General features: G+C 61.4%; 27 protein-coding genes and 1 tRNA gene. 9 read left to right on the top strand and 19 right to left on the bottom strand.

Going from position 1 to position 25,179, the window contains the following annotated elements; translation table 11 throughout:
* Positions 1-3: 3 nt before the first annotated feature.
* Positions 4-903: a dTDP-4-dehydrorhamnose reductase gene (gene rfbD, locus VFW72_RS00270; RefSeq protein ID WP_329672252.1), complete on the bottom strand. Its 900-nt coding sequence runs from the start codon at positions 901-903 to the stop codon at positions 4-6.
* Positions 904-914: 11 nt separating this feature from the next.
* Entirely contained in the window at positions 915-1,997 is a 1,083-nt protein-coding gene (rfbB, locus tag VFW72_RS00265) for a dTDP-glucose 4,6-dehydratase (RefSeq protein ID WP_329672251.1), read from the bottom strand.
* A 212-nt stretch (positions 1,998-2,209) separates the two neighbouring features.
* Between rfbB and VFW72_RS00260 the strand changes: the two genes are divergently transcribed.
* Together VFW72_RS00260 and VFW72_RS00255 are read left to right on the top strand one after the other, a co-directional pair.
* A complete protein-coding gene (locus tag VFW72_RS00260) occupies positions 2,210-3,301 on the top strand; it encodes an NDP-sugar synthase (protein WP_329672344.1) in 1,092 nt (363 codons plus the stop codon).
* A 73-nt stretch (positions 3,302-3,374) separates the two neighbouring features.
* Entirely contained in the window at positions 3,375-4,712 is a 1,338-nt protein-coding gene (locus tag VFW72_RS00255) for a UDP-glucose/GDP-mannose dehydrogenase family protein (RefSeq protein ID WP_329672250.1), read from the top strand.
* Here VFW72_RS00255 and VFW72_RS00250 read toward each other — a convergent pair.
* The 10 genes from VFW72_RS00250 to VFW72_RS00205 form a co-directional block, all read right to left on the bottom strand.
* Positions 4,696-6,117, bottom strand: a complete 1,422-nt coding sequence (locus VFW72_RS00250) for a HAMP domain-containing sensor histidine kinase (RefSeq protein ID WP_329672249.1) — start codon at positions 6,115-6,117, stop codon at positions 4,696-4,698. The genes VFW72_RS00255 and VFW72_RS00250 overlap by 17 nt on opposite strands.
* Entirely contained in the window at positions 6,114-6,830 is a 717-nt protein-coding gene (locus VFW72_RS00245) for a response regulator transcription factor (RefSeq protein WP_329672248.1), read from the bottom strand. The genes VFW72_RS00250 and VFW72_RS00245 overlap by 4 nt, the downstream gene beginning before the upstream one ends.
* Before the next feature lie 27 nt (positions 6,831-6,857).
* Positions 6,858-7,406, bottom strand: coding sequence for a Spy/CpxP family protein refolding chaperone (locus tag VFW72_RS00240; protein WP_329672247.1), 549 nt, complete (start codon positions 7,404-7,406; stop codon positions 6,858-6,860).
* Between the two features lie 79 nt (positions 7,407-7,485).
* Complete coding sequence (locus tag VFW72_RS00235) at positions 7,486-8,394, bottom strand: Tim44 domain-containing protein (protein ID WP_329672246.1); 909 nt, start codon at positions 8,392-8,394, stop codon at positions 7,486-7,488.
* Positions 8,395-8,434: 40 nt separating this feature from the next.
* The gene (locus tag VFW72_RS00230; RefSeq protein WP_329672245.1) at positions 8,435-9,127 is read right to left on the bottom strand and encodes a Bax inhibitor-1/YccA family protein; all 693 of its coding nucleotides are present in this window, start codon (positions 9,125-9,127) and stop codon (positions 8,435-8,437) included.
* Positions 9,128-9,260: 133 nt separating this feature from the next.
* The gene (locus VFW72_RS00225) at positions 9,261-9,641 is read right to left on the bottom strand and encodes a hypothetical protein (RefSeq protein ID WP_329672244.1); all 381 of its coding nucleotides are present in this window, start codon (positions 9,639-9,641) and stop codon (positions 9,261-9,263) included.
* 100 nt (positions 9,642-9,741) lie between these two features.
* A tRNA-Ser gene (locus VFW72_RS00220) sits at positions 9,742-9,833 on the bottom strand.
* 55 nt (positions 9,834-9,888) lie between these two features.
* Complete coding sequence (gene serS, locus VFW72_RS00215) at positions 9,889-11,208, bottom strand: serine--tRNA ligase (protein ID WP_329672243.1); 1,320 nt, start codon at positions 11,206-11,208, stop codon at positions 9,889-9,891.
* A 21-nt stretch (positions 11,209-11,229) separates the two neighbouring features.
* Entirely contained in the window at positions 11,230-12,207 is a 978-nt protein-coding gene (gene ispH / locus VFW72_RS00210; protein WP_329672242.1) for a 4-hydroxy-3-methylbut-2-enyl diphosphate reductase, read from the bottom strand.
* 1 nt (position 12,208) lies between these two features.
* Entirely contained in the window at positions 12,209-12,667 is a 459-nt protein-coding gene (locus tag VFW72_RS00205; protein WP_329672241.1) for an FKBP-type peptidyl-prolyl cis-trans isomerase, read from the bottom strand.
* A gap of 88 nt (positions 12,668-12,755) precedes the next feature.
* Here VFW72_RS00205 and radC point away from each other — a divergent pair, with 88 nt between their 5' ends.
* The gene (gene radC / locus VFW72_RS00200; RefSeq protein WP_329672240.1) at positions 12,756-13,424 is read left to right on the top strand and encodes a RadC family protein; all 669 of its coding nucleotides are present in this window, start codon (positions 12,756-12,758) and stop codon (positions 13,422-13,424) included.
* 10 nt (positions 13,425-13,434) lie between these two features.
* The gene (locus tag VFW72_RS00195) at positions 13,435-14,133 is read left to right on the top strand and encodes a Smr/MutS family protein (RefSeq protein WP_329672239.1); all 699 of its coding nucleotides are present in this window, start codon (positions 13,435-13,437) and stop codon (positions 14,131-14,133) included.
* 23 nt (positions 14,134-14,156) lie between these two features.
* Here the strand turns inward: VFW72_RS00195 and VFW72_RS00190 are convergent, their stop codons facing one another.
* The 3 genes from VFW72_RS00190 to VFW72_RS00180 are packed head-to-tail and all read right to left on the bottom strand — an operon-like array spanning position 14,157 to position 16,147.
* Positions 14,157-14,555 (bottom strand): group II truncated hemoglobin, encoded by a 399-nt coding sequence (locus VFW72_RS00190; protein ID WP_329672238.1) that lies wholly within the window; start codon positions 14,553-14,555, stop codon positions 14,157-14,159.
* Between the two features lie 21 nt (positions 14,556-14,576).
* The gene (locus VFW72_RS00185) at positions 14,577-15,395 is read right to left on the bottom strand and encodes a MinD/ParA family protein (RefSeq protein ID WP_329672237.1); all 819 of its coding nucleotides are present in this window, start codon (positions 15,393-15,395) and stop codon (positions 14,577-14,579) included.
* 8 nt (positions 15,396-15,403) lie between these two features.
* Positions 15,404-16,147: a GGDEF domain-containing protein gene (locus VFW72_RS00180; RefSeq protein WP_329672236.1), complete on the bottom strand. Its 744-nt coding sequence runs from the start codon at positions 16,145-16,147 to the stop codon at positions 15,404-15,406.
* Positions 16,148-16,406: 259 nt separating this feature from the next.
* Between VFW72_RS00180 and VFW72_RS00175 the strand changes: the two genes are divergently transcribed.
* Genes VFW72_RS00175 through VFW72_RS00165 form a run of 3 tightly spaced genes read left to right on the top strand, consistent with a single transcriptional unit; the run spans position 16,407 to position 19,115 of the window.
* The gene (locus VFW72_RS00175; protein WP_329672235.1) at positions 16,407-17,246 is read left to right on the top strand and encodes a CheR family methyltransferase; all 840 of its coding nucleotides are present in this window, start codon (positions 16,407-16,409) and stop codon (positions 17,244-17,246) included.
* Positions 17,247-17,267: 21 nt separating this feature from the next.
* Positions 17,268-17,996, top strand: a complete 729-nt coding sequence (gene cheD / locus VFW72_RS00170) for a chemoreceptor glutamine deamidase CheD (RefSeq protein WP_329672234.1) — start codon at positions 17,268-17,270, stop codon at positions 17,994-17,996.
* Positions 17,997-18,011: 15 nt separating this feature from the next.
* Positions 18,012-19,115, top strand: coding sequence for a chemotaxis response regulator protein-glutamate methylesterase (locus tag VFW72_RS00165; RefSeq protein ID WP_329672233.1), 1,104 nt, complete (start codon positions 18,012-18,014; stop codon positions 19,113-19,115).
* A 10-nt stretch (positions 19,116-19,125) separates the two neighbouring features.
* Here VFW72_RS00165 and VFW72_RS00160 read toward each other — a convergent pair whose 3' ends face one another.
* Entirely contained in the window at positions 19,126-21,435 is a 2,310-nt protein-coding gene (locus VFW72_RS00160; protein ID WP_329672232.1) for a patatin-like phospholipase family protein, read from the bottom strand.
* Between the two features lie 130 nt (positions 21,436-21,565).
* Here VFW72_RS00160 and VFW72_RS00155 point away from each other — a divergent pair, with 130 nt between their 5' ends.
* Entirely contained in the window at positions 21,566-21,727 is a 162-nt protein-coding gene (locus VFW72_RS00155; RefSeq protein ID WP_329672231.1) for a DUF3149 domain-containing protein, read from the top strand.
* Between the two features lie 122 nt (positions 21,728-21,849).
* Here VFW72_RS00155 and groL read toward each other — a convergent pair whose 3' ends face one another.
* Entirely contained in the window at positions 21,850-23,496 is a 1,647-nt protein-coding gene (groL, locus tag VFW72_RS00150; protein ID WP_329672230.1) for a chaperonin GroEL, read from the bottom strand.
* A 51-nt stretch (positions 23,497-23,547) separates the two neighbouring features.
* Positions 23,548-23,838: a co-chaperone GroES gene (locus VFW72_RS00145; RefSeq protein ID WP_329672229.1), complete on the bottom strand. Its 291-nt coding sequence runs from the start codon at positions 23,836-23,838 to the stop codon at positions 23,548-23,550.
* A 319-nt stretch (positions 23,839-24,157) separates the two neighbouring features.
* Here VFW72_RS00145 and VFW72_RS00140 point away from each other — a divergent pair, with 319 nt between their 5' ends.
* Positions 24,158-24,784 (top strand): hypothetical protein, encoded by a 627-nt coding sequence (locus VFW72_RS00140; RefSeq protein ID WP_329672228.1) that lies wholly within the window; start codon positions 24,158-24,160, stop codon positions 24,782-24,784.
* Between the two features lie 7 nt (positions 24,785-24,791).
* Here VFW72_RS00140 and VFW72_RS00135 read toward each other — a convergent pair whose 3' ends face one another.
* Positions 24,792-25,166 carry a YbaN family protein gene (locus VFW72_RS00135; RefSeq protein WP_329672227.1) on the bottom strand — a complete coding sequence of 125 codons (375 nt, stop codon included), beginning with the start codon at positions 25,164-25,166 and terminating at the stop codon, positions 24,792-24,794.
* Between the last annotated feature and the right edge of the window lie 13 nt (positions 25,167-25,179).

Below are 25,179 nucleotides of genomic sequence, written 5' to 3'. Positions count from 1 at the left end.
GGCTCAGCTCCGTGAAAGTGTGGGCTGGTGAATTTCGGTCAGCATGCGCTCCACGCCTTGCTTCCAGTCGGGCATGACGAGGCCGAATGCTGTCTGCAATTTGTCGGTGCAGAGTTGTGAGTTGAGAGGGCGACGCGCGGGCGTGGGGTACTCGCTGGTAGGAATGGCCGCCACGGCGTCGGGTTCGACACGAATGGCCACGCCATGCTGTCGCGCCCACTCGATGACAAAACAGGCGTATTGCCACCAACTGGTGCATCCAGCCGCCACGAGGTGGTACAGCCCCGCCAATTCTGGCTGACGCTGCACCTGCCGGATGGCGTGAGCGGTGACGTCGGCAATCAGATCTGCCCCAGTGGGCGCCCCGATCTGGTCGGCGATCACTTTGAGCTGGTCGCGCTCAGCCGCCAGACGCAGCATGGTGCGGGCGAAGTTGCCCCCCTTGGCGGCATAGACCCAACTGGTTCGAAAGATGAGGTGCCGGCACCCGCTGGCCACGATGGCCTGCTCGCCTTCCAGCTTGGTTTGCCCGTAAACGTTCAGAGGCGCCGTGGCGCTGTCTTCCCGTCGAGCCTCAGCGCCGCTGCCATCGAAAACGTAGTCGGTGCTGTAGTGCACCAGCAGGGCACCCTGCTCGGCTGCCCACCGAGCCAAGGCCCCCGGTGTGGAGGCATTGACCTGGCGAGCACGTTCGACGTCGCTTTCCGCTTTGTCGACGGCTGTGTAGGCCGCGGCATTCACGACCACATCTGGCTGAATGCGACGAACCTGCTCAATAACCTGGTCGGGTTGGGTGAAATCTGCCTGGGCCGAATCAAACGCAAACACTCGACCCAAAGGCGCCAGGGCGCGCTGAAGCTCCCAGCCCACCTGCCCGTTTTTGCCCAATAAGACGATCTTCATGAAGCAACGGGTCAGCCCTGACGGCCTTGGTAGTTGGTCTGAATCCAGTCACGGTAGGCGCCTGAGCGCACAGTGTCGATCCACTCGGTGTTGTCAAGGAACCAGCGAACGGTCTTGTCGATGCCGGTTTCAAACGATTCGGCGGGCTTCCAACCAATTTCGCGCTCGATCTTGGTGGGATCGATGGCGTAACGACGGTCATGCCCCGGACGGTCGGCGACATAGGTGATCTGGTCTTCATAGCGACCCGATGCCTTGGGACGCAGGGCATCGAGTTTGCGACAGATGGTGGTCACCACGTCAATGTTGCGAATCTCGTTCTTGCCGCCGACGTTGTAGGTTTCACCCAGACGCCCCTTTTCCAGCACCTGGCAAATGGCTTCGCAGTGATCACGCACGAACAGCCAGTCGCGGATGTTGAGCCCATCGCCATACACAGGCAAGGCCTTGCCATCGAGGGCATTGAGGATCATCAGCGGAATGAGCTTTTCCGGGAAATGATAGGGGCCGTAGTTGTTGCTGCAGTTGGTGGTCAGCGTAGGGAAGCCATAGGTGTGGTGATAGGCCCGCACCAGGTGATCACTGCCCGCCTTGCTCGCCGAATAGGGGCTGTTGGGCGCGTACGGCGTGGTTTCAGAGAAGGCCGGATCGGTGTCGGACAATGACCCGTAGACTTCATCGGTGGACACATGCAGGAAGCGGAAAGCAGCACGCTCACCTTCGGGCAGGCTCATCCAATAAGCACGAGCCTCTTCCAGCAAGCTGAAAGTGCCGACCATATTGGTGTGAATGAATTCGCCGGGACCATGAATGGAACGGTCGACGTGACTCTCAGCAGCGAAGTGCACGATGGCACGGGGCTTGTACTTCTGCAGGGCCGCACGAACGGCGTCTCGATCGGCAATATCGGCCTGCACCAATGTGGCTGCGCCCGATTTCAGGTGCTCGCCAATGGTGGCGGGGTTGCCCGCGTAGGTGAGCTTGTCGTAGACCACCACGGGCTCATGAGCCAAGCCCAGTTGCGCACGCCGCTCCATCCAGTGGTGCACGAAATTGCCGCCGATGAAACCAGCGCCACCGGTGATGAGAACCATAAAAAACCCCGAGCAAATGAGAAAAATTGGACCGGCCAAGGCTAACAGAAGATGGCGCCCAGAAATTCGGCCCGTGACAACGTCACAAAGGGGCCACGCAGCCCCACCATTTAGGTGGAAACACCTAGATTCAGCCCCGCAAATCGGGACGACTGTTGCATGATGCAAAGTCTGAGCGAACACATTTCACACCTCGAAAAATGGCCAAGGCAATGATTCTGGCGGCGGGACAAGGCACCCGTGTCCGCCCGCTGACCAAACAAACTCCCAAGCCCATGGTGCCGATTCTGGGTAAGCCCGTGATGGAGTACATCATCGAGCACCTGGCTCGCTATGGCGTCAAGGACATCATGGTCAACGTGGCGTTCAACCATTGGAAGATCGAGAACTACTTTGGCGACGGCCACCGCTGGGGGGTGAACATCGGGTATGCCTATGAGGGCGCGCGCGAGCATGGCGAGATCGTGCCCAAACCTCTGGGTTCGGCCGGCGGCATGCGCCGCATTCAGGACTTCAGCGGCTTCTTTGACGAAACCACCATCGTGTTGTGCGGCGACGCGATCATTGACCTCGACATCAAGGCCGCCCTGTTCGAGCACAAAACCAAAGGCGCCATGGCCAGCGTGGTGACCTTGCCGGTTCCTCCTGATCAGGTACAAAACTACGGCATCGTGGTGGCCGACAAGGAAGGCAAAGTCACCTCTTTCCAGGAAAAGCCTTCGCCTCAGGAAGCTCGCTCGAATTTTGCCAGCACCGGGATCTACATCTTCGAACCCGAAGTGTTGGACCTGGTGCCTCCCGGCAAGGTGTTTGACATTGGCAGCGAGTTGTTTCCCATGCTGGCCGAGCGCAAGTTGCCGTTCTACGCGCAGACCCGCCACTTCAACTGGATCGACATTGGCCGGGTGAGCGACTACTGGGCCGTATGCCAACGCGTGTTGCGCGGGGAAATCGCACAAATGGACATGCCCGGACGCGAGGTTCGCCCCGGGGTTTGGGTAGGATTGAATACGCGAATCGACTGGGATACGGTCAATATCAAGGGCCCGGTCTACATTGGATCCAGCACCTGCATCGAACCGGGCGTGACCATCGAAGGGCCGGCCTGGATCGGTCACGGCAGCCGCTTGCGCCAGGGGTGCACGGTGCGTCGCAGTGTGCTGTTCGAATACACACGCATCAGTGAAGGGGCCACATTTGAAGATGTGGTGGCCTCACCGGTTTACTGCGTCAACAAGAGCGGCCAGACCACCTACCAGGGCGACGAAAGCACCAGCTTGCGCTGGGGTGACGCACGCGCCTGAGACAACTGGGTGAGCCTGGCTCCCCTTCTGTCAAAATCTCGATCAATTTCTGTCTATTTTTCCTGGGGCTTCAATGAAAGTATCAGTGGTAGGGACCGGCTATGTGGGCCTGGTAACCGGCGCCTGTCTCGCCGAGATGGGTAACGATGTCTTGTGCCTGGACGTGGACCCCAACAAGATCCGCATCCTGGAAGAAGGCGGCATCCCCATTCACGAACCCGGCCTCGATCTGGTGGTGGCCCGCAATGTGAAAGCAGGCCGCCTGTCGTTTACCACCGACGTGGCCAAGGCTGTGGCACACGGCACCATTCAGTTCATTGCCGTGGGCACCCCACCCGATGAAGATGGTTCGGCTGACCTGCAATACGTGCTGGCCGCGGCGCGCAACATCGGCCGCCTGATGACCGACTACAAGGTGGTCGTTGACAAGAGCACCGTGCCAGTGGGCACGGCCGACAAGGTTCGCGAAGCTGTGGCTGACGAACTGGCCAAGCGCGGCAGCGATGCCAAGTTCGCCGTGGTGTCGAACCCCGAGTTTCTGAAAGAAGGCGCGGCGGTGGACGACTTCATGCGCCCCGACCGCATCGTGGTGGGCGCGGACGACGAGCAGGCCATTTTGTTGATGCGCGCCCTGTATGCCCCATTCCAACGCAATCACGAGCGCCTGGTGGTGATGGATGTGCGCAGCGCCGAGCTGACCAAGTACGCCGCCAACGCCATGCTGGCCACCCGCATCAGCTTCATGAATGAGTTGGCCTTGCTGGCCGAGAAGATGGGCGCCGACATCGAGCAGGTGCGTGTGGGCATTGGCTCTGACCCTCGAATTGGCACCCACTTCCTGTACGCTGGGTGTGGCTACGGCGGCAGCTGCTTCCCCAAAGACGTGAAGGCCCTGATCAAGACCGCTTCGGACGAAGGCCAGGAACTGAAGGTGCTCAAGGCGGTAGAAGCCGCCAACGACCGTCAGAAGCTGGTGCTGGTCGACAAGATCGTCAAGCGCTTCGGTGAAGACCTTCAAGGCAAGCACTTTGCGCTGTGGGGCCTGGCATTCAAGCCCAACACTGACGACATGCGCGAAGCAACGAGCCGCGTGGTCTTGGCCGAGCTGTTCAAGCGCGGTGCCACAGTAACGGCCTATGACCCGGTGGCCATGACCGAGACACAGCGCATCTTCGGTGACGAACCCCGCTTGAAGTATGCCGATTCGCCCAATGCCGCCCTGGAGGGTGCTGACGCCCTGGTGATCGTGACGGAGTGGAAGGAATTCCGCAGCCCTGACTTCGATCGCATCAAGGCCACCCTGAAGACCCCGACCATCATTGATGGCCGTAACCTGTACGACCCTCGTCTGGTCGCGGCAGCAGGTCTGGACTACGACGCCATTGGCCGCGGCCTCAACGTGGCAAAGTGATGGTGAAGCGACCACCGCCTTCGGGTGGTGCGTCGCAACTGACATCGCCGCCGTGGCGGCGAGCAATCTGCCTGACCAGACTCAGACCCAGCCCCACCCCACCGGCATGTTCGGCATGGCCCGGCATGCGGTAGAAGGGCTCAAAAATCCGTTCACGCTGATCCAAGGGGACACCCGGCCCCCGGTCACTCACGCGCAGCCGAACCTGCTTGTGGTCGTCCTCCAGCGTGAGAGTGATACCGGACCCAGTGCCACCATAACGGCGGGCGTTTTCCAGCAGGTTTCGCACAGCGCGCCGCAGCAGGCGTTCATCGCCTTCGTACACAGCGATTGCGTCGGGGGCGGGCAAGGCGACCAGTTCTGCGCCAACCCGGGCGGCCTCTTCGGCGGCCATGCCCAGCAGATCGACCGGTTGAATCGACAGATCAGCCTTGGCATCGAGACGACTGGCCAGCAGCACCTCTTCCACCAAGGCATCGAGCTCGGCAATGTCCTGATGCACTTCCTTGCGCAAACGCGCTGCCTGCTCAGGGGAGGCCTCGGCCATCATGGACACGGCCATTTTCAATCGAGCCAGAGGTGAACGCAGTTCGTGACTGGCATTGGCCAGCAAGCTGCGGTTGGACGTCACCAGGTCCTCAATGCGTTGTGCCGCATCGTTGAAACTGCGCGCCAGGGCGGCAACCTCGTCACGCCCTTCCACCGCCACGCGATGCTGGAGCTGACCGGCGCCAAAGACCTCCACGCCGTTGCGCAAGGCACGCAAGCGCCGCGTCAAACGAGAAACCACGGGCCAAGCGCCGGCTGCCACGGCCACGAACAACAAAACGAGCGACAGCAGCAAGGCAGAAGCACCGCGTGCCAGCCAGGGGGGCACCAACCAATCAATAGGGCCAAACGGCTCATCATTGGGAGGTCGGGGACCGACTCGGTCGGGGTGAGAATCTGCCGGGGGGAAAGGAAAGGGAGGCCCCATGCCATCAGGCATCAGGCGATGACGCTGCCGCAAGAACCCTGGGCGCATGACCCATAGGGTGCGACCATCTGACAGCACGGTCTGCTGCAACCAACTACGCGACTCGGGGAATTGCTGGAGCCGTTCTTCGAGGTCTGGCGATGTGGCCAGGCGCTTGCCTTTGACCCCATCCAGTGCCATCGGCATGCGCAAGCGCTGCGCCCACTCAAGCAAGGCCTCAGCTTGCGCCGACTCGGGCGCACTGGCCGGCGGCAAACTGTTTTCAAGCAACTCGGCCCAGGCTGCCGCACGCTCGTTCCAGACGGCCTGCGACTGCAACTGGCTGCGCTCACGATCCATGTGGCGCTGGGCCAACCAACCCGACACCAGAGCGAACACCAGCAAAACCGTGACGACTGCCAGATAGATGCGCAGGGCCAGGGTCTTCATGCCACAGCGCCGTCCGCGTCTTGCTTTTTGGCGAACACGTAGCCCACCCCACGGACCGTCAGAATGCGTCGAGGCTCTTTCGGATCGGTTTCAATCGCCGCGCGAATGCGCGAGATGTGGACATCGATCGACCGATCGAACGCTTCCAGCGGGTGCCCCTTGAGCAAATCCATGATCTGGTCGCGGCTGAGCACCCGCCCCGGATGCTGGGCCAGCACACACAGCAGATCGAACTGGTAGGACGTCAGATCGCAAGGCTGACCGTCGAGACGCACCTGGCGCAAACCGTTGTCGATTTCAAGACGCCCAAAACGCCAGACATCGCCATCATCCGCAACGGCACTGGACCGCCGCAGCAAGGCACGCACTCGCGCCAGCAACTCGCGTGGCTCAAAGGGCTTGGGGAGGTAATCGTCAGCGCCAATTTCGAGGCCAACGATGCGATCGGTCGGCTCGCCGCGTGCGCTGAGCATGAGGACGGGCAAGGTTCTCGTGCGAGGCGAAGCCCGCAACTCACGACACAAGTCCAGGCCATCCCCGTCTGGCAGCATCAAATCGAGAATGAGCGCATCAAACGCCTGCCTGGCCAGCATCTCGCGGCCCGCCGCCAAACTCGGTGCACTGGAGATCTGGTAGCCATGGCTGCGCAAATAATCGCCCACCATGGCCGACAGTCGCATGTCGTCGTCAATGAGAAGAAGGTGCTCGCTCATGTCCTGCATTGTGCGCCCTTTGCCTGATCACTTCTGGGGGCGTTCACCGCCAAAACGATGCCGCATGTGTTCGCGACGCGAATGCATCTGCTCGGCCACCTTGGCCCGCTGCTCCGGGGTCAGAACCTTGGCCACGTCGAGCATGAAACGGGTCATGCGCTGGCTGACTTGTTCGTGGTGCACCGCCATTTTCTGGCTTGACTGCTCGATGGCGCGCTCATCCAAAGTAGGCGCCGTCCAGAGCTTGGCAGCCTGCTCGCGCAAGGCCTGCCCTTCGGCGTGAAGTTTGTCGAATTCGGGGCGCGCCTGCGCCTGAATGCGCGCAATCTGCTCCTTCTGCGAGGCAGAGGCATCAATGCGGCTCAGCAGTTTCTCCAGGCCCGGCCCATGCATCGGCATGAAGCCAGGCATGGGGGCGGAATCCACCGCACCACGCGGCCCTGACCCCATGTGCGGGCAGGCTTCGCCAGCGCCATTTGGCTGAGCAGCGCTCGACTGCGGCGCAGGGGCGGCATGAGCCAGGCTGGCAGAGACCAGCGCGGCCATCAAAATGGAACGAAGGGTTGAGGTCGACATGTGGGTTCTCCTGTTCGATGGAGCCCATCATGTCGACCCTGCGTAAACGCGCTGTTGGCAGGGCGTAAAGAAGTGTGTATCAGCTCTGCTGGATACCGGCCAGTTGCCACACGCCGATGTTGTGGAACTGGATGAGGTGCCAGACCTCGTCAAACGACTCGACTTCCTGGGATTGCAGATCCTTGATCTGGCCCGTGAAGCGCACGCTGGCCACATAGCGAGCAGGCTCATCGGTCACGTCCAGGACCTGAGCGTCCACACGCAGCACGTCGGTTTGCTGAGCCACGCCACCTCGCTCGGAAAGAGACATCTTCACCTCGGCAAACATTTCCGGCGTGGTGAACTCGCGGATGTCGTCGAGGTTGCCCGCATCGTTGGCCGCCTGCAAGCGGATGAACTGGACCTTGGCCTGACGCTCCAGGGCGGCCACGTCAAACCCCGCGGGCACGCGTGCTGCCTGAGCCTGACCGGCCGAGATACCGCCAGCGCCACCCGAAGCCACGGGAGTGCGCTGCTGAGCCTGCTCCAGGCCGGCGAACTGAGCGCCTGCCCCGTTGACTCCCGCACCTGCCAGTGCCGGTTGCTGTGCAGCCATGCGCTTGCGCATGATGAAGCCGATGACACCCAGCACCACCATGACCAACAAGGCCATCATCATCATGTTGGCCAACTCCTCACCGAAGCCGAAGTGAGAGGCCAAGGCCGCCAGGCCCAGGCCAGCAGCCAGACCCGCGATGGGCCCCATCCAGGAACGCTTGGCCGGAGCCGCAGCCTGAGCGGGGGTACCCGCCGCAGGCGCATCAGCCTGGTTCTTTTGTGCGGACTGCCCCGCTGGCGCTTGGGGCGCGGCCTGGTGGGGCTGAGTGACGTTGTTGCGCTGCATGCCGGAGGTCTTGCCGCCGCCAATTCGGCGAGCAGCGTCGGCATCCGTGGCCACGCCGGACAACAGCAGCGCAAACACCATGGCCAGAACGGAGAAGAATTTCATTTGGGTTTCCTTTTGAAATCAATGAGTGAGCACACCGGCCTTATTCGTCACGACCGCCGAAGATGCCCAGCAAGGACAACAAGGACTGGAAGACGTTGTAGAGGCTCAGGTAAACACCAAGGGTGGCACTGATGTAGTTGGTTTCTTCGCCGTCTTGCACGCGCTTGAGGTCATGCAGGATGAAGGCGGAGAAGATGCCGATGGCCAGCACCGACAGCGTGATCATCAGGGCGCTGGATTGGATGAAGACATTGGCAATGCCCGCCACCAGCAGCATGATCATGCCGATGAAGAGGAACTTGCCCATGCTGCTGAGATCGCGCTTGATGACCGACGACAGCGAGGCCATGGCCAGGAACACCACACCGGTGCCGGCAAAGGCGGTCATGATCAGGCTTGTGCCGTTGGCCAGGCCCAGCACCATGCCCACCAGACGCGACAACATCACCCCCATGAAGAAGGTGAAGGCCAGCAGCACCGCCACACCCGCCGAGGAGTGCTTGGTTTTTTCAATGGCATACATGAAGCCAAAAGAACCGGCCAGGAACACGACCAGGCCGACCATGCCGCTCATCATGCTGTTGAGGCCGGTGGCCAACCCCACCCAGGCACCCAGCACGGTGGGCACCATGGACAGCGCGAGCAGCCAGTAGGTGTTGCGCAGCACGCGATTGCGCTGCTGAATGACGTCCACACCGTAGGTGGTGGACAGCGAAGATAGATGCGTGTTCATGAGGTCACCCCATTGAGAAGTAGATGCACGGCCAAAGCCAATGCATGAAGGGAAGGACAGAGAAAGAAGAGAGACTGGCGTACTCGGGAAAACCGGCCAGGCAGCCGGAGGCAGGCCTAGCGCGCCAGCGAGTTCAGCTCAGCGAACAGGGCGGACGCTGCAAAGAGCCGAGGCAGGGATCCGGCAACCCCAGCCACACGTTGGGCTGGGCCGATTGAGACAGAACCACCAAGGACGGCGCGTTCGGCAACAACTCGATGCCCTCAGGCCAGTCCATCGGGTCGGGTGTGGATGACTCGACTTCGGCGGACGAAGATGAGGAGGACGTGATGGACTCTGGCGCCTCGTTGCCGCTCTCTGCGGGTGTCGAGGGCGCGGTCGACTCGCTGCCCAGGCTGGCAATCAGGGTCGACTCGGTGGAGTACAACGCGGTCGAGGTCAGCCCAGCAAAAGCAGGCCCGCTTGCCAACAGCAAGGAAACCAAGGACCAGAGCGCGAACAATCGACCAAACATCGTGAGTTGATTCTACGGGCAAACGCTGATGCGTGCAGAGCCACACCCAAGAGTGCACCCAAAAACAAAAAACCCCACCTTGCGGCGGGGTTTTCGTAGTTGGCGGAGAGGGAGGGATTCGAACCCTCGGTACGCTTAAACACGTACGCCTGATTTCGAGTCAGGTACATTCAACCACTCTGCCACCTCTCCTAAACTGGTTGCAACCGTGGTTGACGGTGCGAAGCCTTGGACTATAGCAGAGAAATCAGGGCTTGAGGAACTCTTGTCCACCCAGGTAGGGGCGCAGTGCAGCTGGAACGCGGATACTGCCATCGGCCTGTTGGTGGTTTTCCAACACCGCCACCAACGCACGCCCCACAGCCAAGCCCGAACCGTTCAGGGTGTGAACGAGTTCGTTCTTGCCTTGCGCGTTCTTGAAGCGGGCCTGCATGCGACGCGCCTGGAAGGCTTCGCAGTTCGAGCACGAGCTGATTTCGCGGTAAGCGTTCTGTGCGGGCAGCCACACCTCCAGGTCGTAGGTTTTGGTGGCACCAAAGCCCATGTCGCCGGTGCACAAGGCCATGACGCGGTAAGGCAACTCCAGCTTTTGCAGGATGGCTTCGGCGTGACCAACCATTTGCTCCAGCGCCTCGTAGCTTTGCTCGGGTGTGGTGATTTGCACCATTTCCACCTTGTCGAACTGGTGCTGGCGGATCATGCCGCGGGTGTCGCGCCCTGCACTACCGGCTTCCGAGCGGAAGCAAGGCGTGTGGCCGGTCAACTTGATGGGCAACTGCTCCAGCGGCACGATGGTGTCGGCCACGGTGTTGGTCAGGGTGACTTCGGAGGTGGGAATGAGATACCACTTGCTGCCCGACGATTCCGCGTCGCCCGAGGTGACGTGGAACAGGTCTTGTTCGAACTTGGGCAGCTGGCCGGTGCCCTGCAAGGCCTTGGCTTGCACCAGATAAGGGGTGTAGCACTCGGTGTAGCCGTGCTCTTGGGTTTGCACATCGAGCATGAACTGCGCCAAAGCACGGTGCAGGCGGGCGATCTGGCCCTTCATGAAGGTGAAGCGCGAACCCGACAGCTTGGCGCCGGTTTCGAAATCGAGGCCGATTTTTTCGCCCAGATCAACGTGGTCTTTGACCTCGAAGTCATAGGTGCCGGGCGTGCCCCAACGGCGCACTTCGACGTTGCCGGTTTCGTCACTGCCCACGGGCACGCTGTCGTGCGGCAGATTGGGTACCGACATCAGCATGGCAGCCATGTCGGCCTGGATGATCTCCAGGCGGTCGGCGCTGGCCTTGAGTTCGTCGCCAATGCCAGCGACCTGCGCCATGACCGATTCGACCTCGGCTGCGGTGTCTTCACCCTTGGCGGCCTTGCCCTTGAGCATGCCGATCTGCTTGGACAGGCTGTTGCGCTGCGCTTGCAGGTCTTCGGTGCGGGTCTGAATGGTTTTGCGCTCGGCTTCCAGTTCGCGGAAACGGGCCTCGTCCAGGAAAGGCTGGGGGTTCTTGCGCTTGGCCAGACGGGCCAGGACGCTGTCGAGGTCTTTGCGCAGCAGGGCGATGTCGAGCATGTTGTCTACGGGTTTGAAAATTTAGGATGCAGAACGCTGATTCGGCAGCGGCCGGTCGAGACCGGTGCCACCCAGGCCCTTGGGCAGAGGGAATCGCACCGATTCTTCCACGCCTTGCATGCGACGCACGGAGATGGCGCCCAAGGCGCGCAAACGGGCGATGACTTGTTGCACCAGCACGTCGGGCGCCGAGGCACCGGCAGTCAAGCCGACACGGGGGCGCCCATTGAACCAGGTGGCCTGCAGGTCGTCTGGGCAATCGACCATGTAGGCCGGGGTGCCGAGGCGCTCGGCCAGTTCACGCAGGCGGTTGCTGTTGGAGCTGGTGGGGCTGCCCACCACGATGACCACGTCCACCTGGGGCGCCATGATCTTGATGGCATCTTGGCGGTTCTGGGTGGCGTAGCAAATGTCTTGCTGTTTGGGCTCGCGAATGTTGGGGAAGCGCGCCTTGATGGCCGCCAGAATGCCCGCAGCATCATCGACCGACAGCGTGGTCTGGGTCACGACAGCCAGCTTGTCGGGGTTGGCCACCTGCACCTTGGCGACGTCGTCGATGTCTTCAACCAGGTAGATGCCTTCGGACAGCTGACCCATGGTGCCCTCGACCTCGGGGTGGCCCTTGTGGCCGATCATGAGGAACTCGTAGCCCTCGCGGCGCAGCTTGGCCACTTCGATGTGCACCTTGGTGACCAAGGGGCAGGTGGCGTCGAACACTTGAAAACCGCGTGCATCGGCCTCGTGGCGCACTGCCTGGCTGACGCCGTGGGCGCTGAAAATCAAGGTGGCGCCAGCCGGCACTTCAGCCAGGTCTTCGATGAAGATGGCACCTTTGGCCTTGAGGTCATTGACCACATAGGTGTTGTGCACGATTTCGTGGCGCACGTAGATGGGGGCGCCAAACTGCTCCAGCGCCCGCTCGACGATTTCAATGGCGCGATCGACCCCGGCACAAAAGCCGCGTGGCTCGGCCAGCAGGACGTCTTGAACCTGGGTCATGTCACAGCACCCCGATGAGTTGCACTTCAAACGTCACCGGCTGGCCCGCCAAGGGGTGGTTGAAGTCGAACAGGATCCAGTCGTTGCCCCCCAGCTCGCGCACCACGCCGGCAAACGAGCTTTTGTTGTCGGGCGTGGGGAAACGCACCACATCGCCCACGCGCCAGGTTTCATCGGGGTCACCCAGTTCGCGCATCAGGGTCATGGCCACTTTCTGGACCATTTCCGGATTGTGGGGGCCAAAGGCCTCGCCCGCGGGCAATTCCATGACCGTGCGGGTGCCCTCTTCCAGGCCCATCAAACGGGCTTCCAGCGCCGGCGACAGCTCGCCCGAACCGATGGTGAGGGTGGCTGGCTTGTCGTGGAAGGTGTTGACCACGTCTGCGCCATCGGGCCCGGTGAGGCGGTAGTGCAGGGTCAGAAACGAGCCAGAGACAACGGTGGGGACGGCTGTGGTCATGATGCGGTCCACCCTTGAGAAGGATGGATTGGTGAGCTGAGCAAAACGACAATTTTAGTTTTGCCCAGGCCGCTTGCGTCATACCCCTATGAAAGATATTCCCACTGCCCTGCGCCCCCGCGAGAAGCTGCAAACGCTGGGGCCCACCGCCTTGGCCGATGCCGAGCTGCTGGCCCTGCTGCTGCGCACGGGCATGAAGGGCTTGAGCGTATTGCAACTGGCGGAAAAAGTCCTGGTCGATCTGGGGGGGCTGCCGGGTTTGCTGCAGGCCGATGCCCGAATGCTGGGCCGCATCAAGGGTCTGGGGCCGGCCAAATGCGCCGAACTGGTGGCCGTAATGGAGTTGGCCCGCCGCAGCCTGCAGCACGGGTTGCAAAGCCAGCCAGTGTTCGGCAACCCGCAGGGGGTGAAGGATTTTCTGCAGATGCAATTGGGGCACCGTCCCCACGAGGTCTTCGGTGTGCTGTACCTGGACGCACAACACCGCCTGATCGCTTTCGAAGAACTGTTTCGCGGCACCTTGACGCAGACCAGCGTGTACCCACGCGAAGTGGTCAAGCAAGCCCTGGCACACAACGCCGGCGCCGTGATCCTGACGCACAACCACCCCTCCGGCGTGCTGGAGCCGTCACGAGCGGACGAGCTGCTCACCCAAACCCTGAAAAGCAGCCTGCAACTGGTCGATGTGAGGGTGCTGGACCACATTGTGGTGGGTCGCAGCGCCTGCCTGTCATTTGCCGAGCGCGGATTGTTGTAGGCTTGGCGGTGTGAAAAACGCCACCAAGCCCTCCGCTCACACCCCTCTGCGCGACTTCGGTGACCTCAAGCGTGCGCTGAAAAGCGCCGCCAAAGAGGCGGCCGCCCGCGCAGAGCAGGAACGCGCCGAACAGGCCAAGCGCGATGCCGCACGCCGAAAGGCCGAGGCCGACCGCGCTGTCTTCCAACATGCGGTCGGCCCGGTGCATGCCTTGCCCGACAAAGGCCGCAAACATCACACCCCGCCCAAACCCGCCCCCATTCCGACCAGCCGCGAGCAAGATGAAAAGCAAGTGCTGACGGAATCCTTGTCAGACGAATTCGACGTGGAAAGCCTGCTGGAAACCGATGAATCGCTGGCGTGGCGCCGTGATGGCATCGGCGTGGACGTGGTGCGCAAGCTGCGCCGCGGCGTATGGGCCATTCAGCAGCAACTCGACTTGCACGGCATGCGCACCGACGAGGCCCGAGAAAGCCTGGGCCAGTTCTTGCGCGAAGCCCAGATCAAAGGCTGGCGTTGCGTGCGCGTGGTACACGGCAAGGGCCTGGGCTCACCAGGGCGGCAACCTGTACTGAAAGACAAGGTCAAGCGCTGGCTGGTGCAGAGTGACCGCGTGCTGGCTTTTGTGCAAGCACGCGGAGACGAAGGCGGCGCCGGTGCGCTGGTTCTTCTGCTGGCTCCCACCAAGGGGAACCTGCTGCCGGGCTGAAGCCACCGCTTGCGTGGTCGCGATCAGGCCATGTCCACGCCGCGGTTGCGCATCCAGTCGGCGGTTTGCATGAATGACTGATTCAGCCGGTTGGCCAGTTCAGGGTCAACCGCCAGCTCGTTCATGGCTTGGGCCATGCATGCCACCCATTGGTCTCGCTCGGCAATGCCGATGGAAAACGGCAGGTGCCGGGCCCGCAAGCGCGGATGGCCGAACTTTTCAATGTAGAGATTGGGGCCGCCCAACCAACCACTGAGGAACCAGTACAGCTTGTCGCGAGCCGAATCAAGCTCAGGCCCATGAGCAGCACGCAAGGCCTGGTACTGCGGCTCCAAATCCATCAGGTCGTAGAAGCGATCGACCAGGGCGCGCACCTTGGCATCGCCGCCCAGCCACTCGTAAGCGGATTCGTATTGAGACATGAAACGGACTACAAGACTCGATCAAGCAGGCTGACGCGACAACAAACGGGTGGCCACCTGAACAATGCCTTGCGACGCTGGGCTGCCGGGATGCAGTTCCAGCAGCAACTGGCGCTTTTGCACCGCTTCGCGCACGCTGGAATCCAGAGGCACATCGCCCAGGAAATTCAGCTTGGGCGATTGCCCAGCCGGCGACTGCACGAAACGCTCGACCACTTGCTGCAACTGGTTGCAGATGGCGCGGCCATCGCCCGTGCGCCCCACCTGGTTGACCACCAGATTGAGCTGATCGCGAGATTGCTGTGAAGACAACACCTTGATGGTGGCGTAGGCGTCGGTCATGGAAGTGGGCTCTGGGGTGGCCACCACGATGACTTCATGCGCCAAGGACACGGCATACAGCACCACATCGGAGATGCCGGCACCGGTGTCAATCAGCAGCACGTCAAAACGCGGTTTCACGGCCTCGATGATCTGGTGCAACTGATCGCGCACTTCAGGGGTCAGACGCGAATACTCGACCAGGCCCGATCCGGCCAGCAGCACAGAAAAGCCGCCCGGGGCAGGCAGGATGGCCTCTTCCAGCTCAGATTTGCCGGTGAAGACGTCGTGCAGCGTGATCTTGGGATAGAGATTGAGCACCACATCGAGATTGGCCAAGCCGAGGTCGGCGTCGAGCACCAGCACCTTCAGCCCCTGGCGGGTGAGTGCCGCAGCGAGGTTGGCGCTGACGAAGGTCTTGCCGACACCGCCCTTGCCACTGGTGATCGCGACCGTGCGCGCCAGACGCGAGGTGCCGTTAGCCGCGCTGGATTGTGGAGTGTTTGCAGATGAGGACATGGAGACCATCATTCCGTGGTGTTGGATTCAGACTGAGTCAGGCTGGCAAACAGCAAGCCCTTCTCTTCGGCGCTCACCACGGTGAGCGGCGGCATTTCCAGACAAGTCTGGTTTCGGCCCTGGGCCTTGGCCTTGTAAAGCTGCTGGTCGGCACGCTCAGACCACAGCACGGCGGATGACCGCACCCACTGTGGCGCAAAGGCACCGCCAATGCTGGCCGTGACCTGCAGGGCCTCGCCACCAATGATGGCGACGGGCTTGCCTTCGATTTTTTTGCGGATCCGTTCCGCCACCGTTTGCCCAAATGCCGGAGGACAGTTGGGCAAGATGATGGCGAATTCTTCGCCGCCAATGCGCGCCACGGTATCCATGGGGCGCACACACTCTTGTAAAGCCAGTGCAACCGCTTTGATGACCTCGTCGCCCGCGGCGTGACCATGGGTGTCGTTGACCTTCTTGAAGTGATCAATGTCGAGCACCAGCAACAAAGCCGGCTCGCCATTACGCGCCACCCGGTCAACTTCGCGGTTGATGGCAGCTTCGAACTGACGACGGTTGGCCAACCCGGTCAAAGCATCGCGGCTGGAAACGTCGCACAAACCATCAACGATGGCCTGGAGCCAAGCCACGGTGCCGGGCGTGACGGAAACCGGCGCCTGCCAACCAGCCTGACTCAACAGGTTGAGCGCGACGTCAAGACGCAAGGCACTGGCGAGCTCGGTGTCCGGCGGGGCGGTAGAAAGAGTGTTCATGGAGGCGATGGTGGTCTCCACAGGACTGACCTGATTCATGACCAAGTCTAGCAGGACGGTCAGATTCGAAGGCTCGATTTGCGAGGCTTTCCCACCTGAAATCTCCCCACGCGGCCCCAGTCGATGCAGGCATGCTGCGAAACGCATCCCGTCCTTCTGACAGATTCAAGCCCGCCAAAGCTTGACCGATAACCTCTGTGGGCGCCGGTTCCGTCGCCGTGTTTTGGCTTTCGCATTGTGAGTTGAAATGGCTATTTCCATGCCGGATTCCACAACCCAGGTCATCGATCGTGAGTTTTCGTTCTCCGACCGCGACTTCGAGCGCGTGCGCAAGCTCATCTATGCCAAGGCGGGCATCAGCCTGAACGATGGCAAGCACGCCATGGTCTACAGCCGCCTGTCGCGCCGTTTGCGCGAAACAGGCCACCAGTCTTTTGACTCGTATCTGCAGTGGCTGGAAAACAATGCCGGCCCCCAAGCGAGCCAGGAATGGCAGGAATTCACGAATTGCCTGACCACCAACCTGACCGCCTTCTTCCGAGAAGAGCACCATTTCCACACCTTGGCCGAACACCTCAAGAAGCGTGGTGCGCAACCCACTCGCATCTGGTGCTGTGCCTCATCCACAGGCGAAGAGCCTTATTCCCTGGCCATCACGGTGGCCGAATCACTGGGCCTGCATGCCCCGGTCAAGATTCTGGCCAGTGACATCGACACCAACGTGCTGACGACGGCCTCCCGCGGGGTGTACGACGCCGGCACCCGAGGGCTGAGCGAAACACGATTGCGCCAGTTCTTCTTGCGTGGCAAGGGCGCCAATGCCGGGGCCATCCGGGTCAAGCCGGAACTGGCCCGCATGGTCGAGTTCCGCCCCTTCAATCTGATGCAGGCGAGCTGGCAACTCGGCGAGCCATTCGACATCGTGTTTTGCCGCAACGTCATGATCTATTTCGATGCGCCCACCCAGCGAAAAGTGCTGGAACGCATCCACAGCGTGATGAAGCCGCACGGCATGCTGTTCGTGGGTCACTCAGAGAACTTCACCGAGTCCAAAGATCTTTTCCAGTTACGCGGCAAGACGGTCTATGACCGTGTTTGACCCAGGAGACAAGGGCAAGACATGATCAGTTCATCTTCCATCAGCGCCGGTCGTCCAGGTGCCGGTTTGGCCGGAGGATCGCTCGCCGGGTCAACGAGCGGCCTGGCCGCCGGAGGCCTGAATCAGCGACGCGACCGACTGGATCGGCTCAAGGCTCGGGTGCCCAAGCCCGGCGAGGCCTCGTTCTTCTTCTTCGACGCACACTTCCAGGCAGAGGCCGTGAAGGTGCTGCCCGGTGAGTACTTCGTGTTCAACGAGGACGTACTGATCATGACCACATTGGGGTCATGCATTGCCACCTGCCTGTGGGATCGGCAAGCCAAGATCGGTGGCATGAACCACTTCATGCTGCCCGACAACGGTGGCGGCGCCAGCGATTCAGGCCGCTACGGTTCCTACGCGATGGAACTGCTGATCAACGAAATGCTGAAGATGGGCGCGTCGCGCCTGACGCTGGAAGCCAAGGTATTTGGCGGCGGCGCCGTGATCAGCGGCATGAACACCATCAACGTGGGTGAGCGCAACACCGCCTTTGTGATGGAGTACCTCAAGACAGAACGCATCCCCGTGGTCTCGAAAGACGTGCTGGAAATCTACCCACGCAAGGTGTGCTTCTTCCCCCATAGCGGCAAAGCCATGGTCAAGCGCCTGGCTCCCACCAACCCGGAACAGATCGTGCAGCAGGAACGCCTGGCCGCCCAGAAGGTGGTCCCGGTTTCGACTGGCGGTGGTTCGATTGATCTGTTCTGATAAAGGAGACACACCATGGCCAAGATTCGCGTGATCGTGGTGGACGACTCGGCGCTGGTACGCAGCATGCTGAGTGAAATCATCAACCGCCAGCCTGATATGGAATGCATTGGCGCGGCCTCGGACCCGTTCGTGGCCCGCGAGATGATTCGCAACCTGAACCCCGACGTCATCACCCTCGACGTCGAAATGCCCCGCATGGACGGCATCGACTTCCTGTCGAAGTTGATGCGCCTGCGCCCAATGCCGGTGGTCATGGTGTCGACCCTGACCGAACGGGGGGCCGATGTGACGCTGAAAGCGCTGGAGTTGGGCGCCATTGATTTTGTGGCCAAGCCCAAGATCGGCGTGGCTGATGGCTTGCGTCAGCTTTCGGAAGACATCACCGACAAGATTCGCGTGGCATCGAAGGCCCGCATCAGCCGCCTGCATGTGGCTGCTCCAGCCAACACAGGCGGGGCCACCGCGCCTGCGGCACCTGCTGTGAAGCCCTCTGGCGGCAGCCCCATGGGCCGGCTGTCGACAGAAAAAATTCTGTTCATCGGCGCCTCAACTGGCGGCACCGAAGCGACCAAGGATGTGCTGACCACCCTGCCCGCCGATTTCCCCGGCGTGGTCATCACCCAGCACATGCCCCCCGGCTTCACCAAAAACTATGCAGCCCGACTCGACAGTCTGTGCAAGATCAGTGTGAAAGAAGCGCAGGACGGAGAGCGCATTCTGCCCGGCCATGCCTACATCGCTCCTGGCGGCATGCACTTGAGCGTGGAGCGATCGGGCGCCAACTACATCGCCCGCGTGCAAGACGGCGACCCGGTCAACCGCCACAAACCCAGCGTGGAAGTGCTGTTCAAATCGGCCGCCCGCGTGGTGGGCCCGAATGCGATTGGCATCATGCTGACCGGCATGGGAGCTGACGGCGCCAAAGCCATGCGCGAAATGCGCGATGCCGGCGCCTACTGTGTGGCCCAGGACGAAGCCAGCTGTGTGGTGTTCGGTATGCCACGCGAAGCGATCGCAGCCGGCGCAGTACAGGAGGTGCTGCCCCTGAACAAGATCGGCCCGCATGTGGTCGAGTACTTGCGCTCGACGGTGGGCCAAGCCCTCAGCCGGGTCTGACGCTCCGCCATCAAGGTCGACCGACGAACAACATCACGGTCGACCCCACACCGGGGCTGGTCACCACGGCGGTGTAGACCGGCCCAAAAGCCGTATCGGCGCCAAGGTACACGCTGAAGCCTTTGCGTTTGGCGCCTCGCCAGATGTCTTGCGGCCGATCCCAGGCATTTCCCAGCTCGACGCTGCCGCCGACAAACAAGCCCCGCGTCAAGGCAAGGTCACTGACACGGACCTGGTAGCCCAGGCGAACCAAGGCAACCTGCGAGCCACTGATCTGGAACGGTGCATAGCCTGACAGCTGCTGGAACCCACCCAGGCCCCAACGCGGCACACTCGGCTGAACCCCTTCGGATACGCCCAGGCGACCATAGCCTTGCAGCGTGTGGGTGCCCCACGAATGGGCAAACTGCCCCTGCAAGTCAAGGTAGCGGGTGCCCCCTTCTTGCTGCTCGGAGGGCGCATGGTCGCGCCATGAGTGATGCCCCTGGAACCAGCGCCCCTCAACCCGCCAGCCATGCATGGGGAAATAGGCATGGTCGAGCTGGTCGAACACAGCACGAATCCGCCACCCCTGCTCACGCCAGCGCTGCACGCCCTTGGTCAGGGCATAGCTGGCCGCCATCAAGGTGGGCTCATCACGCCAATCGTCGGCCACCCAACCCAAGCGCCACTCACCCAACTCACGCCAGTTGAGGCCAGCTTCCAGCGCCACGCCGGCGCTGTTGCGATCGATGTTGGCGGACAGGGGCTCGTTCGGATCGGTGAAGTAAGACACCGTGCGCCGCTGCGCCAAACCCGACACCGCCACAAAGCCGCTCATGCCATCGGGCAAGCGCCAGTCCATGGGGCGGTACCACTCGCTGCCCAAGGCCGGCGACGAGCCCAGGCGCAGGAAATTGCGCCATTCACTGCCATGCGAATCCAGCCAGTGGCGGTTGTGCACCAGCTTGAGGTTAAAGGCACTGCGACCACGGTTATCGGCACTGAAATCGAGGCCCATTTGAAGATAGTCCGGCCCCCAGGGTTTGTCTTCCAGCTCGAACACCAGGCCTTCGCCCCGCGGCCCGCGCACCAGGCGATAGTCAGCTCGCTGATAGTCGCCCGTGGCCGCCAGCACGGTCACATCGTGCTCCGCCTTGGCCAGATCGAACAACTGTCCAGGCTGGCTGGACAACACATCCGAGCGCACCTCGGGCTGGGTCAATTTGCTGCCCTCGAACCTCACGAACGCCAAGGGAGCCGGGCTGGCCTCGCGCTGCTTGCGCTGTGCCCGCCAGGCGGCGTATTCGGCTTCGCTGACGCGCAGATCTTGCATGCGCAGCACCATGGCCTCCGCCTGCAACTCGCCACGCATCAGAAACTCTCTGGCCCGCTCGAAATCGGCCGAGGTCATGCCTTCGAGTTCCGGCGCGATCAGGATGTCGTCTGACTTGAGCGTGCGCAGGCTCTGCTGCACGTTCTGTTCGGTCAGGATGTTGATCATCTGACTGGTCACCCCGGTGAGGGTATTGAGCGTTTCCCGCTTGCTCAAAGGGGTGCCAATGTTGACGACGATGAGCCTCTGTGCCCCCATGGCTCTGGCCACATCGACGGGGGTGTTGTTGACCAGCCCCCCATCGCCCAGGATGCGGCCATTGACTTCGAGCGGAGAAAACACGCCGGGCACCGACATGCTCGATCGCAAGGCGGTGGCCAGGTCGCCATCACGCATGATCACGGCCTGCCCCGACTCCATGTCGGTGGCCACCGCTCGGAATGGGGTGGGCAGTTGATCGAAATCCTTCACCTGCCGAGCAGACAGCGTCAAGCGCCTGAGATGGGCTTCAAGGCCTCGACTCGACACCGAGCCCAGCGGCGCCTTGATGCCATCGCTGCCTATGCCGACCTCCAGCAGGGGGGAGACTTCGAAATCTTGCTCCTTGCGCCGCTGTGACAACTCGCGCCGATCGACCCGAGTGGCAAACACATTGTTCCAGTCGAGCTTGAGGACCTCGGTTTCGATTTCGGCGGCAGACAAACCACTGGCGTACAGACCCCCGACGATCGCCCCCATGGAGGTACCGGCAATCACATCCACTGGGATGCGCTCGCGCTCAAGTACTTTCAGCACCCCCACATGCGCCAGCCCGCGAGCCCCGCCGCCAGACAGCACCAGGCCAATGCGAGGCCGCACCACCTCCGAACTGCGCTCCACGCTGGCCGCCGCAACAGCCGGTGTCGCCGACAGCCACAACAAAACGAGCCCCAAGCAGGCGCAAAGCGTGGCCAGACGGGCCGCTTTCCCCGGCGCATGTAGCGAGATTCGGAACGGCAAATTCATTCAGACATTGTGCCCGCTCAAACTTGCACACAGCTCAGCCATGCACCACCGCCGGGAATTGATCTGGATCATGACACGCAAGTCCAAACAGGCGTCAGATAGAGGCCGAGATGAACAAAGGAGATCCCTCATGCAAGCCTGGAAAGACTTTCTGACGACCGACTATGGCCTGATGAGTGCCGCCGTCATCGCATTCATGTTTGTGATGCTGGGCTACATTGGCCGATTCGTGGCGCGACATGTCAAAGAAGACACCGAAGCTCATGAGCGCGAACTGCGGGCAAAGGCCTGACTCGGTTCCAAACTTGAATGGCTGATCCGTCGGCCCATAAAAAAAGCCTCCCAGCGGGAGGCTTTTTTGTCAGCGCTTGGGGTCGCTGGGTGAAAGCGGCTTTCGCCGCTTTCTGACAGGCATTACATGCCCATACCGCCCATACCACCCATGCCGCCCATGTCAGGCATACCGCCGGCAGGCGCGTCGTCCTTAGGCGATTCCGAGATCATGCACTCGGTGGTCAGCATCAGAGCAGCCACGGAAGCGGCGTTCTGCAGAGCAGTGCGAGTCACCTTGGTGGGGTCCAGGATGCCCATTTCGATCATGTCGCCGTAGGTGTCGTTGGCAGCGTTGAAGCCGTAGTTGCCCGAACCGTTCAACACGGCGTTGACGACCACGGAGGGTTCGCCACCGGCGTTGGCCACGATTTCGCGCAGAGGGGCTTCGATGGCCTTCAACACCAGCTTGATGCCAGCGTCTTGGTCAGCGTTGTCGCCCTTGATGGCGCCAGCAGCTTGCTTGGCGCGCAGCAGAGCCACGCCACCACCAGGCACCACGCCTTCTTCCACAGCAGCGCGGGTCGCGTGCAGGGCGTCTTCCACGCGGGCCTTCTTTTCCTTCATTTCGACTTCGGTGGCAGCACCCACCTTGATCACGGCAACACCGCCGGCCAGCTTGGCCACGCGCTCTTGCATCTTTTCGCGATCGTAGTCGCTGGTGGCTTCTTCGATCTGCACGCGGATTTGCTTCACGCGGGCTTCGATGTCAGCAGCAGCGCCGGCGCCGTCGATGATGGTGGTGTTTTCCTTGCCCACTTCAACGCGCTTGGCTTGACCCAGGTCAGCCAGGGTGACCTTGTCCAGAGACATGCCGACTTCTTCAGCAATGACCTTGCCGCCAGTCAGGATGGCGATGTCTTCCAGCATGGCCTTGCGACGGTCGCCGAAGCCTGGAGCCTTCACAGCCACCACCTTCAGGATGCCGCGGATGGTGTTCACAACCAAAGTAGCCAGGGCTTCGCCGTCGACTTCTTCAGCGATGATCAGCAGAGGACGACCCGCCTTGGCGACTTGCTCCAGGGTAGGCAGCAGGTCACGGATGTTGGAGATCTTCTTGTCGTACAGCAACACGAAGGGGTTGTCCAACAGAGCAGCTTGCTTCTCTGGGTTGTTGATGAAGTAAGGCGACAGGTAACCGCGGTCGAACTGCATGCCTTCGACAACGTCCAGCTCGTTGTTCAGGCTCTTGCCGTCTTCAACGGTGATGACGCCTTCCTTGCCGACCTTATCCATGGCGTTGGCGATGATTTCGCCGACGTCGGAATCGGAGTTAGCAGAGATGGTGCCAACTTGAGCGATTTCCTTGGAAGTGGTGGTGGGCTTGGATTGCTTCTTCAGCTCAGTGATCAGGGCTGCCACAGCCTTGTCGATACCGCGCTTCAGGTCCATGGGGTTCATGCCAGCGGCCACGTACTTCATGCCTTCGCGCACGATGGCTTGAGCCAGCACGGTGGCGGTGGTGGTGCCGTCGCCAGCGTTGTCAGAGGTCTTGGAAGCGACTTCCTTGACCATCTGGGCGCCCATGTTCATGAGCTTGTCTTTGAGTTCGATTTCCTTGGCCACGGACACACCGTCCTTGGTCACGGTGGGGGCGCCGAACGAGCGCTCCAGAACCACGTTACGGCCCTTGGGGCCCAGGGTCACTTTCACAGCGTTGGCCAGGATGTTCACACCCTCGACCATGCGAGCACGGGCTTCACCACCGAAGATGACGTCTTTTGCTGCCATTTGAATTCTCCGAAATCAGTACTTGAATGGGGGAGTCTGGGGATCAGCCGATTACTTGGCCACCACAGCGAACAGGTCTTCTTCGCGCATCACCAGCAGCTCTTCGCCGTCGACCTTCACGGTCTGGCCAGAGTACTTGCCGAACAGGACGCGGTCACCCACTTGAACGTTCAGGGCCACGAAGTCGCCCTTGTCGTTGCGCTTGCCAGGACCAACAGCCAACACTTCACCTTGGTCGGGCTTTTCTGCAGCGTTGTCGGGGATGATGATGCCCAGGGCAGTCTTGGTTTCATTTTCCAAACGCTTGACGATCACGCGATCGTGCAGAGGACGCAGTTTCATCGTTACTCCTGTCTATCAAAAAGACATCGGTTGAAGAGAAAAGAAGTGAGCACACGCTCACATTTGAATCGCTTCGGTGATCAGTTATTAGCACTCACCACCGTCGAGTGCTAATGATTCTATCGGCAGGGCCGAAAAAAATGCAAGCCCCTGATGCACGCGATTCGCGACAGCTCGACAGGTCGGGCAAAGATGACGGCAAAACACCTCTGTCTGGCTTGGATCAAGTCGAATCAGAATCAGGCATCCTGATTCAATCTCGTCCGGCTCATTCGTGCCGGGACCGCATGACCGCTTCATTGCCTGACCCTGCCGCCACATGACGCCCTCCTCTGCGACCGCTCCCGCCCTCGTTCAACACAGCGCCCTGATCCAGGTTTTGCCCATCTGGCGGCAGCAAATTGAATTTGTGCGCGTGCAAGCCTCCTCGACCACGATGGACTTGCTGGGTTCTTTCATGTCGGTAGCCGACGAACTCGTCAAAGCCGCCCTGAACTCGCGAGAGGCGGGGGAAGAAGTCAGCGCACGGCTCAATGCCCTGGTTGGCGAGGTCGACAAACTGCGCAAACACACCCACCAGGCTGCTGGGGGCTCCCCCCGCAACCACGATGAACTGGAAGAAACGGTGCGCCACGTGTTCAACGGGCTGCTGGATCTGGCCTCGTCGTCGCAAGCGCTCGCGAATGTCCGACAACAGGTGCAAGCCAACGTCGACCAGATTTTTCTGGCGCTGCAAAATGAAGACCGCCTCAGTCAGATCCTGCAGCACATCACCCAGGACATGCAACGCATGGAAGAGGCGCTACAGCGCGGCGACACGTCTGACGACATGCTGCCGGAAAACTGGCTGGCCCGCTTGAAACGCACCTACACCACGGCGGAAGAGCACGCCACGCACGAGGGGCGGCCCATCACCACGCTGGACTCGAGCGTCGACTTTTTCTGACCGCGCTCTAGCCGCGCGGCTCCGGGCGCGACACCAACCAAGCCCCCACCACAAGCAAGGTGCCATCCACGCCCCACCGCAACCACAGCGGCACGGGCAGGAACCAGATCATCACGGCGCTGCACGCCATCATGGAGCAGGCCAGCACCTTGGCCTTGCGCGACACCGCGCCGTGCTGACGCCAGTGGCGGATGTGCGGCCCCCAGGTGGCGTGGTCCAGCAGCCAGGCCTCCAGCCGTGGCCAGCCATTGCCGGCCGCCCAGGCCGACAAGAGTAGAAATGGCACGGTGGGCATGACAGGCAGGACCGCACCGATCACCGCCAGAATCAAGCCCAGGATGGCGAGCAAGCGCCACAGAATCAACTTGGTGTGCCGAATCATGCTGGGCTCAGCT

Source organism: Aquabacterium sp., assembly GCF_036273115.1.
In the GTDB taxonomy this organism is placed as follows: domain Bacteria; phylum Pseudomonadota; class Gammaproteobacteria; order Burkholderiales; family Burkholderiaceae_C; genus Aquabacterium.
The sequence above is the reverse complement of the archived record's forward strand: the minus strand, read 5'-3'. Positions and strand labels throughout refer to the sequence as shown.

Bases quoted from the DNA above. Each gene is read 5' to 3' on its own strand.
- rfbD (WP_329672252.1), bottom strand. From the start codon at position 903: ATGAAGATCGTCTTATTGGGCAAAAACGGGCAGGTGGGCTGGGAGCTT.
- rfbB (WP_329672251.1), bottom strand. From the start codon at position 1,997: ATGGTTCTCATCACCGGTGGCGCTGGTTTCATCGGCGGCAATTTCGTG.
- VFW72_RS00260 (WP_329672344.1), top strand. From the start codon at position 2,210: ATGATTCTGGCGGCGGGACAAGGCACCCGTGTCCGCCCGCTGACCAAA.
- VFW72_RS00255 (WP_329672250.1), top strand. From the start codon at position 3,375: ATGAAAGTATCAGTGGTAGGGACCGGCTATGTGGGCCTGGTAACCGGC.
- VFW72_RS00250 (WP_329672249.1), bottom strand. From the start codon at position 6,117: ATGAAGACCCTGGCCCTGCGCATCTATCTGGCAGTCGTCACGGTTTTG.
- VFW72_RS00245 (WP_329672248.1), bottom strand. From the start codon at position 6,830: ATGAGCGAGCACCTTCTTCTCATTGACGACGACATGCGACTGTCGGCC.
- VFW72_RS00240 (WP_329672247.1), bottom strand. From the start codon at position 7,406: ATGTCGACCTCAACCCTTCGTTCCATTTTGATGGCCGCGCTGGTCTCT.
- VFW72_RS00235 (WP_329672246.1), bottom strand. From the start codon at position 8,394: ATGAAATTCTTCTCCGTTCTGGCCATGGTGTTTGCGCTGCTGTTGTCC.
- VFW72_RS00230 (WP_329672245.1), bottom strand. From the start codon at position 9,127: ATGAACACGCATCTATCTTCGCTGTCCACCACCTACGGTGTGGACGTC.
- VFW72_RS00225 (WP_329672244.1), bottom strand. From the start codon at position 9,641: ATGTTTGGTCGATTGTTCGCGCTCTGGTCCTTGGTTTCCTTGCTGTTG.
- serS (WP_329672243.1), bottom strand. From the start codon at position 11,208: ATGCTCGACATCGCCCTGCTGCGCAAAGACCTCGACAGCGTCCTGGCC.
- ispH (WP_329672242.1), bottom strand. From the start codon at position 12,207: ATGACCCAGGTTCAAGACGTCCTGCTGGCCGAGCCACGCGGCTTTTGT.
- VFW72_RS00205 (WP_329672241.1), bottom strand. From the start codon at position 12,667: ATGACCACAGCCGTCCCCACCGTTGTCTCTGGCTCGTTTCTGACCCTG.
- radC (WP_329672240.1), top strand. From the start codon at position 12,756: ATGAAAGATATTCCCACTGCCCTGCGCCCCCGCGAGAAGCTGCAAACG.
- VFW72_RS00190 (WP_329672238.1), bottom strand. From the start codon at position 14,555: ATGTCTCAATACGAATCCGCTTACGAGTGGCTGGGCGGCGATGCCAAG.
- VFW72_RS00185 (WP_329672237.1), bottom strand. From the start codon at position 15,395: ATGTCCTCATCTGCAAACACTCCACAATCCAGCGCGGCTAACGGCACC.
- VFW72_RS00180 (WP_329672236.1), bottom strand. From the start codon at position 16,147: ATGAACACTCTTTCTACCGCCCCGCCGGACACCGAGCTCGCCAGTGCC.
- VFW72_RS00175 (WP_329672235.1), top strand. From the start codon at position 16,407: ATGCCGGATTCCACAACCCAGGTCATCGATCGTGAGTTTTCGTTCTCC.
- cheD (WP_329672234.1), top strand. From the start codon at position 17,268: ATGATCAGTTCATCTTCCATCAGCGCCGGTCGTCCAGGTGCCGGTTTG.
- VFW72_RS00165 (WP_329672233.1), top strand. From the start codon at position 18,012: ATGGCCAAGATTCGCGTGATCGTGGTGGACGACTCGGCGCTGGTACGC.
- VFW72_RS00160 (WP_329672232.1), bottom strand. From the start codon at position 21,435: ATGAATTTGCCGTTCCGAATCTCGCTACATGCGCCGGGGAAAGCGGCC.
- VFW72_RS00155 (WP_329672231.1), top strand. From the start codon at position 21,566: ATGCAAGCCTGGAAAGACTTTCTGACGACCGACTATGGCCTGATGAGT.
- groL (WP_329672230.1), bottom strand. From the start codon at position 23,496: ATGGCAGCAAAAGACGTCATCTTCGGTGGTGAAGCCCGTGCTCGCATG.
- VFW72_RS00145 (WP_329672229.1), bottom strand. From the start codon at position 23,838: ATGAAACTGCGTCCTCTGCACGATCGCGTGATCGTCAAGCGTTTGGAA.
- VFW72_RS00140 (WP_329672228.1), top strand. From the start codon at position 24,158: ATGACGCCCTCCTCTGCGACCGCTCCCGCCCTCGTTCAACACAGCGCC.
- VFW72_RS00135 (WP_329672227.1), bottom strand. From the start codon at position 25,166: ATGATTCGGCACACCAAGTTGATTCTGTGGCGCTTGCTCGCCATCCTG.